At 41.1% G+C, this 15515-nt stretch carries 13 protein-coding genes; 2 read left to right on the top strand and 11 right to left on the bottom strand.

Features of this window, described 5'->3' with window-relative positions; all coding sequences use genetic code 11:
* On the bottom strand, positions 1-580 hold a 580-nt coding region (locus NC238_03570; GenBank protein ID MCM1565036.1), incomplete at its 3' end, for an IMP dehydrogenase.
* A gap of 316 nt (positions 581-896) precedes the next feature.
* Here NC238_03570 and NC238_03565 point away from each other — a divergent pair.
* Complete coding sequence (locus NC238_03565) at positions 897-1796, top strand: cysteine synthase family protein (protein MCM1565035.1); 900 nt, start codon at positions 897-899, stop codon at positions 1794-1796.
* A gap of 245 nt (positions 1797-2041) precedes the next feature.
* Here the strand turns inward: NC238_03565 and NC238_03560 are convergent, their stop codons facing one another.
* The 7 genes from NC238_03560 to NC238_03530 all read right to left on the bottom strand — a co-directional run bounded on the left by NC238_03560 (position 2042) and on the right by NC238_03530 (position 11535).
* Positions 2042-3835, bottom strand: a complete 1794-nt coding sequence (locus tag NC238_03560) for an ABC transporter ATP-binding protein/permease (GenBank protein MCM1565034.1) — start codon at positions 3833-3835, stop codon at positions 2042-2044.
* Between the two features lie 81 nt (positions 3836-3916).
* Positions 3917-5860, bottom strand: coding sequence for a cell wall-binding repeat-containing protein (locus NC238_03555; GenBank protein ID MCM1565033.1), 1944 nt, complete (start codon positions 5858-5860; stop codon positions 3917-3919).
* Between the two features lie 205 nt (positions 5861-6065).
* A complete protein-coding gene (locus NC238_03550) occupies positions 6066-7172 on the bottom strand; it encodes a PEGA domain-containing protein (protein MCM1565032.1) in 1107 nt (368 codons plus the stop codon).
* A gap of 206 nt (positions 7173-7378) precedes the next feature.
* Complete coding sequence (locus NC238_03545; GenBank protein ID MCM1565031.1) at positions 7379-8029, bottom strand: response regulator transcription factor; 651 nt, start codon at positions 8027-8029, stop codon at positions 7379-7381.
* Positions 8030-8055: 26 nt separating this feature from the next.
* Entirely contained in the window at positions 8056-10404 is a 2349-nt protein-coding gene (locus tag NC238_03540) for an ATP-binding protein (GenBank protein MCM1565030.1), read from the bottom strand.
* Positions 10385-11335, bottom strand: coding sequence for a polyprenyl synthetase family protein (locus NC238_03535; GenBank protein ID MCM1565029.1), 951 nt, complete (start codon positions 11333-11335; stop codon positions 10385-10387). Before NC238_03535 ends, NC238_03540 begins: the two co-directional genes overlap by 20 nt.
* Positions 11336-11340: 5 nt before the next feature.
* Complete coding sequence (locus NC238_03530; protein MCM1565028.1) at positions 11341-11535, bottom strand: hypothetical protein; 195 nt, start codon at positions 11533-11535, stop codon at positions 11341-11343.
* 450 nt (positions 11536-11985) lie between these two features.
* Between NC238_03530 and NC238_03525 the strand changes: the two genes are divergently transcribed.
* The gene (locus tag NC238_03525) at positions 11986-12438 is read left to right on the top strand and encodes a hypothetical protein (protein ID MCM1565027.1); all 453 of its coding nucleotides are present in this window, start codon (positions 11986-11988) and stop codon (positions 12436-12438) included.
* Between the two features lie 13 nt (positions 12439-12451).
* Here NC238_03525 and NC238_03520 read toward each other — a convergent pair whose 3' ends face one another.
* The 3 genes from NC238_03520 to NC238_03510 form a co-directional block, all read right to left on the bottom strand.
* On the bottom strand, positions 12452-13141 hold the full coding sequence (locus tag NC238_03520) for an alpha/beta fold hydrolase (GenBank protein MCM1565026.1): 690 nt from the start codon (positions 13139-13141) through the stop codon (positions 12452-12454).
* A gap of 121 nt (positions 13142-13262) precedes the next feature.
* The gene (locus NC238_03515; protein MCM1565025.1) at positions 13263-13583 is read right to left on the bottom strand and encodes a heavy metal-binding domain-containing protein; all 321 of its coding nucleotides are present in this window, start codon (positions 13581-13583) and stop codon (positions 13263-13265) included.
* Positions 13584-13802: 219 nt separating this feature from the next.
* Positions 13803-15476: a diguanylate cyclase gene (locus NC238_03510; protein ID MCM1565024.1), complete on the bottom strand. Its 1674-nt coding sequence runs from the start codon at positions 15474-15476 to the stop codon at positions 13803-13805.
* Positions 15477-15515: the final 39 nt, after the last annotated feature.

Here is a 15515-nt window from a genome sequence, read left to right as displayed (position 1 = left end):
GCTTATGGTCCCAAATAATATCGTTGGCTTCACTCAGGGTGATCTGATCACTTCCGCAGATCAGATCCTCAAACTTTGTCATGAATTCTTTGACTTTCGTATCTTTGGACATTCTGCTGACACGGTAATCTCTGGTCGTAACAAGACCCAGCAGCTTACCTGTAGCTGTGCCGTCCGAGGTCACAGCCACTGTAGAATGGTCCGTTTTGGCTTTCAGGGCCAAGATGTTCGCCAGCGTGCTGTCCGGGGTTATATTGGAATCACTGGTCACAAAACCTGCCTTATAGTTTTTGACCCGCGCAATCATCTGGGCCTGGGTATCAATCGGCTGAGAACAATAAATAAACGAAATGCCGCCTTCTCTTGCCAGAGCGATTGCCATTTTATCGTCCGAAACAGACTGCATGATTGCCGATACCAGAGGAATATTCATATTAATGGAAGATTCCTCACCTTTTTTGTATTTTACAACGGGAGTCTTCAGACTTACATTTGTCGGGGTACAGTCTGCCGAAGAATACCCGGGTACTAATAAATATTCTCCAAAAGTATGGGACGGTTCATCAAAATATGTGGCCATATGAATCTCTCCTTTGTTATTAATAATCATTCAAAACATTATCATTTGCATAAAGCTTGTATTTCTTCATTTATATATCAGCCACCAGCCGAGACTTCTTTAAAATCAATAACGAAGATACAACCATAAAATACAACCATAAATATTCTTATTCGCTAAATATTATCACATTCCTTTCAAAAATCAAGATCTCACCAGAAATTCAGACAATTTAAAATGTTAAGCATCGCCAAAAACAAAGGTTAGCAGGATTTCCCTGCCAACAAAGATGGTGTATAGTATTCATAGTATTGAATGTTTGGAAAGGATGATGCCTGTGTACGATAATATTCTTGAGACCATTGGACATACTCCGCTGGTCCGGATTAACAGATTAAATCCGAAGCCGCACGTTGCGCTGTACGCAAAGCTGGAGGGTTTTAATCCGACTGGAAGCATCAAAGACCGCATTGCCTTAAAAATGATTGAGCAAGCCGAAGCGTGCGGCTCGCTTGTCCCCGGCAAGACCATTATTGAGCCGACTTCCGGAAACACAGGGATTGGCCTCGCCATGATCGGCACAGTCAAAGGATATAAGGTAGAAATTGTGATGAGCGAAGCCGTATCCGTGGAGCGCCGCAAAATGATTGAAGCTTTTGGTGCTAGGACAATCCTGACCGACCCATCCGAGGGAACTGATGGAGCGATCCGCAGAGCGCATGAGCTCTGCAGGATGTATCCAGAGAAATATTTCATGCCGAACCAATTCTCAAACGAATACAATAAGCTCGCCCATTATTATACGACTGCGCATGAAATATGGGAGGAAACCGACGGAAAAGTCACTCACTACGTTTCCGCACTCGGTACCTCTGGGACGCTCATGGGCGTTGGCATGGGTCTGAAGGACAAAAATCCTGCGGTTCAAATTATTGAAGCCCACCCTGAAAAAGGCCATTATATTCAGGGTCTTAAAAACATGGAAGAAGCTATCGTACCGGAAATCTATGATCCCAGCAAGATAGACCGGACAGTCATGATCGAATCTGAAGCCGCCTTTGCCATGGCCAGAGCCATCGTTCTCCAGGAAGGCATCTTTGTCGGCATGAGCAGCGGAGCCGCAATGATTGCAGCTTTAGAATGCATCAAAGATATCGAGGAAGGATTGATTGTGGTCCTGTTTGCCGACCGCGGGGAAAAATATCTGAGTACGAATCTATTTAATTTAGCTGAATAAGCAGCAGATATCAGGATGTCTGAATCAACACAGCACATGCCTTAGTGTATCGATCAAAATCATCAGCGATTGAGAAAACATTGTCAAGTGATCAGTTGTAAATCTTCGATACGACAAAATTTCTAAATTTTAAGAAATTGTACACGTGTACAATTTCTTCGGTTAACGAAATAGTTGGTTTACTGTTCTGTACGAGTTAATTAAAAAAATGATTACTATTATGAGATAATAGCGATATTTTTATTTTATATTGTCTGGTTCTTGAACTGTGTATCATACAGCTTTTTATAGATCCCGTCCCGTAACAATAAGTCCGCGTGTTTTCCCACTTCCGTGATCCGGCCTTTTTCTACGACAAGGATCTGGTCGGCAGCCAGTACCGTGGAAAGCCTGTGGGCAATAATAAAGCTTGTCTTCCCTCTCAGCAGCGGAACCATTGCTTTTTGAATGTACAGCTCCGACACCGAATCCAGGGAAGAAGTTGCTTCATCAAAGATAATGATCCGGGGATCCTTCAGGATGACGCGGGCAATCGAGATCCGCTGCTTCTCCCCTCCTGACAGCTTGATTCCCCTGTTTCCGACAACGGTCTGGTATTTGTCCGGCAGCATCATGATAAAATTGTGAATATTGGCCGCCCTGCAGGCTTCCATCGTTTCTTCTTCTGTGGCATTCTCCCGGGCGTATTTTAGATTTGCTTCAATTGTATCATTAAATAAATAAGGCTCCTGCATCACAATGCCGATTTGTCTGCGCAGCGACTGAAGTGTCAGGTCCCTGATATCTTCTCCGTCAATTTTGACACAGCCGTCTATGACATCGTACAGTCTTGGGATCAGATTCGTGATGGTTGTCTTACCTGCCCCGCTCGGCCCGACCAGTGCGACCATGGTTCCGGGGGTAACGGAGAAGCTGATATCCCGGAGAACAGGTATTTTATGGTCATACGAAAAGGAAACGTGTTCAAAATCAACTTGACCGACAGCCGAAACGATGGTTTTCGCTTTATCACGGTCCACAATCTCGAGCGGCTGGTCAAAATAATCGAAAATCCGCTGAAACAAAGCGAACGAACGGACAACATTGATATGGATATTTGACAGCTGGGCTGCAGGGGTATAAAGCCTGGTCAGCAGCGCTACAAAAGCCACAATTTCCCCGACGGTGATTTCCCTCTGCATATAGAGGTAACCGCCAAAAAAATAGATAAACATCGGCCCGATAAAGGTAAAAATGCTGATGGTCATCGTAAACCATTGTCCGGCTAAAGACTCTTTCATCCGCAGACGGGATTCTTCCCGGTTGACTTTTTCGAATTTGGCATAATCCGCTTTTTCTTTGGTAAAAATTTTCATCAAGATCGAACCGCTGATGCCGAACGTCTCCTGTAAAATCTGGTTCAGTTCATCGACCTTGGCCTGAGTCTGGGATACAATCTTCCATCTGACTTTACCGACCTTGCGCGTCGGTATGACAAAAAGCGGAACGATCACGATGCCGACAATCGCCAGCTTCCAGTTCATGGAGATCAGCGCCGCTGCTGTGGTGACAAGCGTCAGGGTACTATTAAGCGTATTGATGATCGTGCTGTTCAGCATTTCCTGGACGCCATTGATATCGCTGTTCATCCGCGTGATGATTTCACCCGGTTTGACCGCCGAGAAAAAACGCAGGGACATATGCTGGATATGCTCAAACATCTGGTTTTTCATTTTATAGATGATATTCCGGGCAATCAAGGTTTTGAGATAATTCTGTCCGACCATCAGCAAACCGCTTAAGATAGCTGCCCCGATGGCAACCACCATCAGAATCGTCAGGTACTTCATATCGTGCTGAGGCAAAGCCTCATCTAAAATACTCCGGGTCGCTAAGGGCGGTACGAGTCCAAGCAGCGCTGAAATGACCAGGGACAGGATGATCACGATGGTTTGTTTCCAGTACGGAAGAAAATAGCGAAAGATCCTGCCCAGCATTTTTCCCGTGATCTTCGGCAGTTCCACTGAATCATCGATAAAACGCACCCTGCCAAGCCCCATGAAACCACCCACCTTCCGATTCATTCTCTATGGGTAAGATTAGCACGACTTGGCAGGATTGAAAAGCCCTTAACAAATCCCTTAATACCAGTATTGAACAGACCCGTCCCAATTATCGAATATAATATAAAATTTATCTCCGTAGTACATTCCACCGCTAAACGCATTCGTACCGTATCTTGCTTGGAGATCATTCAACATAGCCTCCAGCCATACAAGATAAGAACTGTAATGATTATCCAGTACGTCTGATTCGGCAGCATCTGTCTCAGAAGTAACCGTAAATACGATAAATGCGCTTCCGTCATGGGAAGTATCGGTATTACCCTGGTAGGCAGTCACGACAATATCATATTTGATCGTTTGACCTGCAATTACATTTGTGCCGTAGGCATTCTGAATATAAGAAGCCATATTGGAAAAGACACTGTAAATGGCCGGGAGAATTTCCGGCAGTGTTTTATTAATATTCTCCGAGAGCATTGGTCTTAACAGGTTAATCGGAACTGCAAAGTTTAAGTTCTGGCCCCCATAATATACGGCCGCTGTGATACCAATGACTTTTCCCTGCTCATCCACCAGCGCACCACCGCTTGAGCCGGAACTGATCGGGGCAGAAATCTGAATATAGGCCGTTCCATTAATATCTCTGGATTTTGTGCTGATTAAACCGTTAGATAAGGTATTTTCTAATCCAAACGGGTTGCCGATTGCATAAATATTGTCCCCCGTTTCAATCAGGCTGGAATCACCAAGGGAAACTGCAGTCAGTCCTGCCCCGCTTATTTTAAGTATTGCCAGATCGGTTGTTTCGTTATAGCTTAAGACCTTTTGGACATCATAGGATGTCCCTGCAGCAGTCTTTACTTTAGCACTGTACGAGCCTTCAATCACATGGTAGTTCGTCGCGACTTTGCCGCTGGAATCCACGATAAACCCGCTGCCGGACCCCAGGGCATTCCCGCTGCTGTCATAGGTCTCGATATAGACGACGGAAGGGCTTACCTTGGTGAAGATCTCTTTGGCAGTCAGTGTTCCCGTTGTTTCAATCCCCAGATAACCATTGACCAGAGTGGTTGCTATAGCGGCTTCCCCACCCAAAATATTGAGTTGGGCAACGCTCGTACTGATTGCCGTAAAATACGTATTAATACGGCTGTCCGGCGTCTTTCCGGTCAGGATGATCGGAGCCCCCAGCTTGGCCGCATAAGCTGATCCAGCAAGCGCATCGGCAAAATTATTCCCGGTTGCTAAAAAGGTATTGCTGAAAACGTAATCGGATTCGAAGGCTTCCAATACCGCCAGATTGGTTGCATAGCGGTCGGAGCTTTGAATGCGTGTCGGGTTTGGAAGCGCGTTAACGATTGAATCACTGATCTCTGTCGTATTGCCTATCACATAGGTTTGTTGAATACTGTTGTTTGCTAAATATTGTTTCAGACTATCGCTGATCGTACTTTTATCGGCCAGGATAATGGGAATTTGTTTTTTACCGGCGTAGGATGAAACCGAAAGCGCATTTGGATAATCACCCCCGGGAGCAACGACAAGCTTCCCGGAAGTATTTCCGATACGCTGAGCAATCTCAACTGAAGTATTGTATCTGTCGCTTCCGAACAATCGGGTAACTGAGATTCCCATAGACTTCAGCTGTGTTTCAACTGTCGTAGAAACGACACTTGTTCCACCGACAATATAGACATTCTTTATGCCGAGTGTAGTCAGCGTGGACTTCGTAACCTCCGTTAGACTATCTTTTTCCGTCAATAAGATCGGAGCATTATATTTTGTTGCCAGAGGGGTTGACGCCAAAGCATCAGGAAAATTGCTTCCGCAGGCGATAATCGCCCACTGTGAGCCGCCGGACCAACCTTCTTTGGCAATATTAGCGGCAGTGGTATATCGTGTATCCCCGAAAATACGGTGGGTCGAAATCGTAGATGCTAAAGCCTCAGGGACAAATGAACCCAGACATAAGATTAAAGTCAACAGTACAAAAAGATATCGTTTTGCGTATTTTTTCACTTTTTATCTCCTTTCACCTCACAGCTGATTAGATTCTTACATAATCCTCTATATGAAAGTGATTCGGCCGTTATACTATATCATACCATTATTTACCTAAATAACTAATAACTATTAAAAGTATTTTTTAGAGCAGAAAAATGTACAAAGAAATCTTGAAAAAAATTTTGAGACCTTTTGAGAGCATACCTGTTAGGCTAAATGTTTATCGACTTAAACCGGAAGCCCAGTGGATGGGATGAATCAAGATATAAAATGGGCCGGCGTTACTTTCAAGTTTCGGGTAAGGAAACGGCTCCCAAATACCGCCTGAATCGCTCATATACGTGAAGCGTTGCGTTATGGGTCCATAGGCAGTGCCGATAATATTATAGTCATACGGATTTTCTCCGGCCATAATTGCCTGATAATTCGTAACACCAAGCCTTATATTCTCTTTTGCACCATGGGAAGCAATGGTATATATTTCTCCATACTGTTGTCGGAAATGGACAATCTCTGTCTTTAACCGTCTTCGCAATTCTTGTTTGACATCTGATGTAATATCCTGCGCAGATTTGAGATGATATTGCAGAGAATAATCTGCCAAAGTCTCGTAATGCAGTCCAACTTCATGTCCCAGCGCCCTTACTTCTTTGAGGACCTCAGGATCAGCGGTGCACCAACGAAAATAATAGGTACTTTTGACTCCTCTGAGATGTTCAATTTTTGCCATAGCTAAGGCATCCTCAGCGGATACATCCACATCATGCCTTAAAACAATAGTCTTCTTGGTAATTGGAGCATGGTTATAGTAATCCATAACCCTTATAGGTTTGTAGCCAAACAAGATAATTTCATCTAGAAATTCTTCATAGTTTTTTTGATCCACCGGCAATATGATCTGTTTAACCGAAGCAATTTCTGGTTTAAGTGTTAAATAGCGTATTGTGCTCACATGTCCGGAATTTTTCGCCACAACCACATATTTTCCTGCTGAAAGCCTTTTTTTAACCGGTGTTTTGCCAATATACACGTTATCGACATAGATTGGGATTCCCTGCACAGAATCAGTCTTGATTTCAAGATAATAGCTATCCAAGCCTGTTTGAATTGTAATTTCTTGGGCTTTTTCATCCAAGGTAACAATAGCTCCTATCTTTTCTAAATAATCACGGCAAGAAAAAATAGTGTCCTGATTGTATAAGTGATTCGGGATATGGAATTTAATGACATTGACTTGAAAAAATAATTTTCCAGCGGTTAGGACAACTGCCAGCAAAAATATGCCAATGATGGCTACCAGGAACTGTCGTGTAATGTTTAATTTCATATTTTTTAGCTTTCCCCTGTCGTTCTCAAAATACGTACCTGTACATTTCTCAACAAAACATATCGGCTTTATCATACGTATTATTTTTCATCATGTAAATATAAATTTTCTTGGCTTCTAAAATAAATTGTTAAAAAACAAAAATAAAAAGTCCTGCCTCGTCTGCGACGGGCATGAACCCACATTGGTACTGGAAAACGGTGAACTTAAGTCTCGACAAAAGGCCAAGTTAAAACAGCCTCTAACTTGGTATTCACGCCAAATTTCAGAAGGATGATATTGATTCGCTCACTAAGAACACGAACCGACACGCCTAAAATGGAAGCTATCTCCTTGTTGGACAACCTCTTGGTCAATAATCTCATGATTTCTTTTTCTTCAGGCGTTAGTATTTTTTCCAGAATTTCCACAGGCTTAACTGGAAAGTGCATATCATCGATGTCTATTTGTTTTTTGGGAAAAGCTAAAGGACTTTGATAAAAGTAAGAACCGCCGTCCATGACCCTTAGAATGACTTGAACCATTTCCCGGATATACGTATCCTTTAAGATTACCCCCTGAGCCCCTTTACTCTTCGCTGCAATGACATACCCTTCCTGATTACATTCAGTCATCAAAATGATTTTTATCGTGGGCACAATTCGTTGGATTTGTTCGATTAAAGAGATTCCGTTGCCATCATTCAGATGGATATCCAGCAATACAACATCAGGCGGAGATTGATGGACAAAATCAAGGCATTCTCCCCCGTTTTTCAAAATTCCCACGATTTCGATTTGCGGCTCCATGGAAAAAAGAACTATGGTATTTTCCGTAAACGGCCCGTGACTGTCGACGATTAAAACTTTAACGTTCATTTAACCCACCTAACTTCAATTGCATCTTAATATACCGGTATTGTTGCTTGAAGTATTGTTCCACGCTCAAAGCCGGAATCAATCAGCATCTGCCCCCCCAGGCTCTCAATGCGTTCTTTCATGATTGCCAAGCCGTAATGTGCCCCGCCTAATAATCCTTTTTCAAGTTGATCGGGGTCGAAACCTTGTCCATTATCCTTCACCGTTAATTCCAATTTTTCTCCGCTTAATTCAATACGGACTGTCTGCTTCTTCGAACCCGAATAACGCAGGGAATTGAATATTCCTTTTTGTATAAAGCGGTAAGCGGTGATTTCAATATCTTCCGCAAAACGGTCATCCAACCCGATTCCTTCTGTTTCCAGTAGAATGAAACTTGGTTCCTTCAGCATAATATCCTGGGATAGCGACTGTATGGCAGGAACTAAACCCAAATCCGCTAAAACCGACGGACGCAAATGGTGAATTGTTTGATTCAGATCATAATTTAGATCATTAATCAGATCCCTCATCCGCGAAATTGCCTGTTGGGACGTATCATCGTCCAGATTTTCCTTTTCCAGTAGTTTAAGCCAGCGGCTGATATCCAGGGCGCTCTGTACCGGGCCATCCAATATTTCTTTGGCCAGGCTTCCTTTACCTCGTTCAATCATTCGGATTAAGGAATTGGTAATATGCTGAAGTTCCCGGTTTCTTCTATGAGAGTTCGAGAACGTTTTGTTCAGGTAATTAATTTCTTTAGTCAGATCAACAACAACGAGCTGCATCAGTACCTGATAAGCTAACTGACCGGCAAGTAACGTCAGAAAAGGCAATTCGGACTTATCAAATTTGACATGTGAATAGCGGTGTCCAAAAAAGATTCCGCAGCGAGAATTATGAGAACTAAACGGTACAAAAATTTCGGCCGGAAACTCCTCTGGAAGAAACTCTGCTTCAAGATCCAGCTTTTGATTTTGACGAAAATACTCTTCTAACTTTGACTGTTCTTTACAATTATTCTTAAACCGGCCAAATGACTTTTCAAAACAGCCTGTCTGTTCGTTTTCTACAATAATAAAAGCCCCGTCAATCCCTAAATTTTGAATCAGATCTTTGAAGAGTTGATCTTTTGCTAACAGTAATGTAGCATTTTCTTCTAGTTGAATGGTTCTTTGTTTAACACTAAATTTGCTTTGACTCATATTATTAAATATTTTACTTATTGCTGTTCGTATTAAATAAAAACAAATAATAAATAATATTGATAAAATAAATACAGCTAAATAAAGCTCGAAGTTCATGGATTGAATAAATTTGATTTTGTATAGGATAAAATACGTGAGGAAACTAATGATTATCCCGGCTAAAGAATTTGTAATAATGATTTCATACAACCTTCGACTATCCGGTAAATATTTATTTGTAATAACATAATAGAGTGAAATAGGAATAGCGGCGACAAATAGAAAACTTAATTCGGTATATACCCTTATATTTAAAGTGAAAAATAAGGGAACAGCAACAAATAATACGTTAGGTAAAAAACCAATAATCATTCCTAACAAAGTAATACTAGCTTCATTCTTTTCCGGCCGTTCTTTTGGGAACTTTATTATCTGACTTAAGTTCCATATCGAAATAAAAATGCCTATAAGCATATTCGATAATGACAAATTTCTTATTAACCTTCCTAATTGGACAAGACCTGAAAATTGCATAATTGTCAAAATTGTTATGACTGTAAAAATAATTATTGTAAATAATTGGCCATATTTATTGATCTTTCTTGATTGATCAGCAGGAAAAACCGAAAAAAAACGAATAAGATAAACAGGTGCTAATGAAAACGTGACAAACTCCAATTCTTTGGCCAAAAGCAAACAACGGCCTGAAGCCCGAGTTAAAATAATTGCTAAGGCAAATAACCAAAGCATCCAAAATAAAGTACGAGCTTGTTTTAAAAAAGGTCGCTTGTACCAAGTTAAAAAACCCAATAGCCAAAACGTAAACCCTAATACGATTAACGGGATTTCACTCAATGCTGTAAACAAATCAATTTGTTTATGTATAGTAATTACTTTGGAAGTTATTTGTCCCGGACTGAGGAATTCGATTGTTGTAGCATCTTCTAGTAGGTTCCATTTTTGAACAATGAGGTTTTTACTAGGATCTTTACCGTCAATTTTGAGGATTTCATCCCCCAACTCTATCCCGGATTGATATGCTTCGCCAATAGAATCGCATGTTACCACCAGCCAGTGGCTGTTTACGTTTTTTAGATCAACACCTATATATGGCCGATCCAGACAAGCAACAAAGTAAACAAATCCTAGCACAATGAAAATCACACTTGCCAAATAATAGATATGCCGATTAAAAAATTTCTCCCACAAGTTTTTTCATCTTCTCCTTTTGTTTTTCTGGAACGGGAAGCCTTTCAAGGATTTCATCAGCAATATGGCGATAAATTTCAAACATGACGGTACAATATTGACTAACCCCTTCTTCGTCAGAAGTTCTTTTCAGCAATTCTTTTTCATTATCCAATAATTGTTGCGACCGGTAGCCTTTTCCCTTTTTTCGCAGATGGAACTGACCCACTTCTTTTACTGTGTGTAAAAGGTAAACATAGGGTAAGGTCTTTATATTATTTGTAAAATCATGTTTTTTCTGAAAATCCAGAAAGTCATTTAAATCGTTGCGGATTTGGTTCATGATCCCAAAGTTTTGGCCAAACTCTGCTAACAACTCTTTAATAGAATCCGAAGCCCCTCCCAGGATCGCTCCTATTTCACACGCACAGGAAGTTAAACTTCCTGACTTTCGCTTAACTATTTCAAAGTATTGCTCAAGAGAAATCTGATCACAATCAGCATAAAGGAACTCCCTAAACTGACCATCACTGGCAATTACCCCAGCGCGGTGTATAGTCTTACTGATTTCTCTATAAATCCTGTCATCCTGAATTTCGCTAATTGCCTCATCGCTTAACATTAAAAGACAATTTGCCAGGCTTATGGCTTTCGCTTCCGAAATTTTTCGCCAGGGCAGGTCATCATGATCCTGATCTTGAATATCGTCAAAAATATCCGCTGCCAAGGCAAAAAACTCCATCGCAATTGCTCCCGGCAGCGCAGTTTCTGGCTTTCCTCCTGTACACTCGCAACTCATAGTGGCTAAATAGGCCCATTTAAATAATTCACCCGTACTACTGTCTGCATTCAACGAATTTTGAATCATTTGACACATTTCAGCACTAAGTTTTGTTGCTTCCATAATCCTATCAATTTCTGCAAAGATGTTTTGATCAAGCTGAAAATTCATTTATTCTATGACCACTGAATAAGAGGGCTTACTTCAATTGAGACAATACCCCCGGATACTTCACACCGGGAAAAAACATTCTGAATAACACAAAACTCAATGGGTTTTGCGGTCTTCTCACCCTGATGGTCAGCCTGGGTTAGCAATTTGGGATTTTTGACACATTTATGAACCAAATTAGCAATACCTTCATAGTTCATCTAAAAAAACCCCTTTCATAATAAAAAAGTTACCATTTGTCTTACTGAAAGTAGTCCTATTAAAGTTTCCATTCGTTTTGATGAATTCCCTTCAGCTTGATCAATTATAAGGAAAATTCTTCAAATAGCGCCATATTCCTTTATCGAATATTAGGATGTTTTGTCGAAGTTTATAATTGATCCATAACAGTACAAAAATAAAAGCCCTGCCCCGTTTGCAGCGGGCATGGGCCTCCATCATTCATTTAAAACTCATCATAGGATCAATTTTCGCAACCACATAGCCGTTACCTTTTTGAAATATAATAAGATGCCGGTACTTTAGGGTTTCTTCTTTTTCCGGATCATCTAACATGTAATCAACAACTGCATATTGCAGAAAATACTTGTAAAATTGTTTATATTGGGAATACTAATCTCAAACATTTATGTATAGAGGTAGTGCGAACGATGAAATACGATAAACCAACTTTAGCTATGCTCTTAGGAGCTTTATCCACGATTCCCTATGAAATCGTTACAAGGGTCCTAATGACTTTTGGATTTGCCAAGTATAGTGTATATCAGCTCACTAGCTTTATGATAACACTGGACAGGCCTAATGTTATTCTCGGAGCGATATACTCCATCCTATTAGGTTGTGTATTATCTCTTGTTTTTTACTACGCACTTAAATTCTTAGATCATGACTATTTTATATTCAAAAGTATCGGCATTAGTTTATTAAACTGGTTAACATTAGAAGTCATTTTCATGTGGCTTATTGAAGGGCGTAACCTTATTCCGCATAGACCTATCAATGATTATTATTCAGAAATGATCGGTTCAATTGTGTTTGGGATTACGCTAGGACTACTGTTCCGCTATTATTTATTTAATGGTTATAAGAAAAGTGCATCATAGGACCATTTTGCAATCACATTTGTAAAAAATCTTCAACACATAGCATCACCTGTTCCGCCGTCGGACTTAGAAGGATCAAATGACCACCTTTGGGGAAATAACGAATCTTTTTTCTGTCCGAAGACACATGTTTATTGATATAATCCACACTCTTTCTTCTTACAGTATCATCATCTTCAGCCTGAATAATTAGGATAGGACAGTTTATTTTCTTTAATTTTGGCTTTGTTTGGTGCAATAATAACAAGAATTGAATCATAGCTAAAAATGGTGAGATCTTTTTTGCTTGTAAATATCTCTTGATATGATTAGGCTTCTTGTTCTTGATGTCATCCGCAATATTACGAAACACTTGGTATATATTCCAATAAAAGATAGGAGTATTGATTGTCACAATGGCCTTAATATCATGTTTACAAGCAAGATTAAATGCAATCAGCCCTCCCATGGAGAACCCTATCAGCAGAATTTCATCCCCAATTTCTTTTAATCTTAAAAGTTCACGTTCAGCAGAATCTATCCAGTCCATGTAAGTTGCTTTTTCCATTTCATGTCTGGTTGTTGAATGGCCTTTTAATATAGGACAAATAACATCATAACCAAGAGCAGTCAAATATTCGGCCAAAGGCTTCACTTCGTGTACCCCGCCACCAAACCCATGAATGATTAGACATTTCTTTTTCTCATCATCTTTAGCGTTCATCTATCACTGCCCCTATTTTTATCTTGCTTGCATCTTTTTCATCTATAAAAAATACTCTTAACCTGGTAAAAAGATACCCGCTTGTACGAGACTTGCGGGTATCTTTGGAATCTCCTGGGAACTATTCCACTCTTACGGCGGTTCCGGAAGCGCTGACCATCAGCATACTGCCGTTGGCTCCGATAACTTCATAATCCAGGTCGATGCCGACTACGGCGTTGGCGCCCATCTGGAACGCCCGGTCTTCCATTTCTCTCAACGCAATATTGCGGGCTTCCTGCAGTTTCCCTTCATACGTCCCGGAACGGCCGCCGATCACATCGGTGATACTCGCAAAAATATCGCGGACAATATTAGCCCCCATAATGGCTTCTCCGGTAATCACCCCATAGTATTCGGTGATCCTGCGTCCTTCTACGGACGGTGTCGTCGTTAAAATCATGTTGTTTTCCTCCAAATAATTTTTTTGGTAAACGTTATATACATACGCTATCATTTATCTAAAATATCTTTAGTAAGATCAAAATAACTGCTATTATCTTTTCCTTTCTAAATATTCCTGCTCTCTATTTTCCTTATCCATTATGCAATTCTTTTTTTATCTTATTATGTCCTCTTATATCCTTTAATGTTCAATATGTTATATATTTTCTTTGTACGGCTACCGATCATTTACAACAAGGGATTCCTGCATAATCTTGTTAAAAACAGTGACCAAATACGGATCGAATTGTTTGCCGGCGCACTTATTGATTTCAACAAGTGCACTATAGGGATCCATGGCCCGTTTATAAGGCCTTTCATGCGTGATCACATCGTAGGAATCCACAATCGATACAATCCTCGAGAACAGCGGAATTTCATCTTCTTTCAGCCCCTGCGGGTAACCTTTCCCATTCCACCATTCATGATGACCGAGAACGGCTTCCGAGACATGCGCTAATTCCCTGGAAGACTGCGTAATCCGATAGCCGATTTCAGAATGTTTTTTCATGATGCTCCATTCTTCCGGGGTCAAGTCACCTTGCTTTTTTAAGATTTCCCCCGGAACGCCAATCTTGCCAATATCATGCAGCATCGCAACCTGGACCAGTTCGACGATTTCCCTTGCAGATAAGCCGATCTGACTGCCAAATTTACTGACAAGACTTTTCAGCCTCATGACATGGGCTTCCGTCTGATAATCTTTTTCCCAGAGCAGTTTTTCCAGGAACTCGATGATGGAGAGACGGGTTTTCTTGCTTTCATTCAGTTTGTTGCTATACATTTTTTCCTCAGCCTGACTGATCATTTTTGCCAGGGGCTGTTCCCTGTCCTCATAAAGCGTCAGGCCAAATGAAATATCTATGGGTACCGTTTGCGAGCGGGATATTTTCAAATTGCTCTTGACACTGTTTAAAAGCACGCCGGCCTGATCAAGCGGTACACCAGGCATGATAATGATAAACTCATCCCCGCCCCATCGGATAATCACATTCTCAGTGCCAATCGTCTCTTGCATGATTCTGACTCCGTCAGCAAGCAATTCGTCCCCTTTTTCATGACCAAAGGTGTCGTTGATCAGTTTCAGACCATTAAAATCCCCCATGGCCAATGTTGCAGGCATGAGGGCTTTATCTAAGAAATTTTCCAACGTATTCTCAAAATAAGCACGGCAGTAGGCACCGGTTAATTTGTCATGAATGACAAGTTTCCTGATATTAGCTTCTTTGCTTTCGAGCTCTTCCCGGATGCTTTGGAAGTACAGGGCCTGCATATTGAGATAAGCAAGCAGACCAACGACACCGGCAACTAAATAGCCGATAGGTAATGCAATGACCTTCAGTAATTTGCACAGCGGGTAGAATAAAATCGCTAAGGCCCAAAAAATATAGGTATAGCCAAGCATTATTCTGATCGGGCCTTGCGGTGTTTTTGCTTTTAAGCATGTAATAGCTGCTTTGGATAATAGTGCGATAATGCAGGCAATGGACAGAAGGAAAAGAGCGGTTGTCGGGAGTCCCTGGACCGTAATACATATAAAAGTAAGGATCAAAAAGCCTGCGCTGATATCCCAGAACACCGGATAGCTTTTCTTAAAAAATAGCTGCGTACCCTTGAACACCAACCAGTAGCCTGCGATTGAAGAGGCATAGTTGATAATTAGAAGCACCGGGGACTGGCTGCCGGTTTCCAGCAATGCAATTCTGGAAAGGTAGGTAACCATCATCATTACAATAGAAAGGCTCCATGCCAGGAAATAGTGCTTTTTTTCGGAGAAATATAAAAAGCCGTAAGATATCAACAAGACCAAGGTAATCGAAATACTCCCAGCGATGATCGAATCCGCTGTCACATTAAATCCCCTCCTCAGAAAAAAAAATCGCGGCCAAAG

This window comes from Dehalobacter sp. (genome assembly GCA_023667845.1).
GTDB lineage: Bacteria > Bacillota > Desulfitobacteriia > Desulfitobacteriales > Syntrophobotulaceae > Dehalobacter.
The sequence above is the reverse complement of the archived record's forward strand: the minus strand, read 5'-3'. Positions and strand labels throughout refer to the sequence as shown.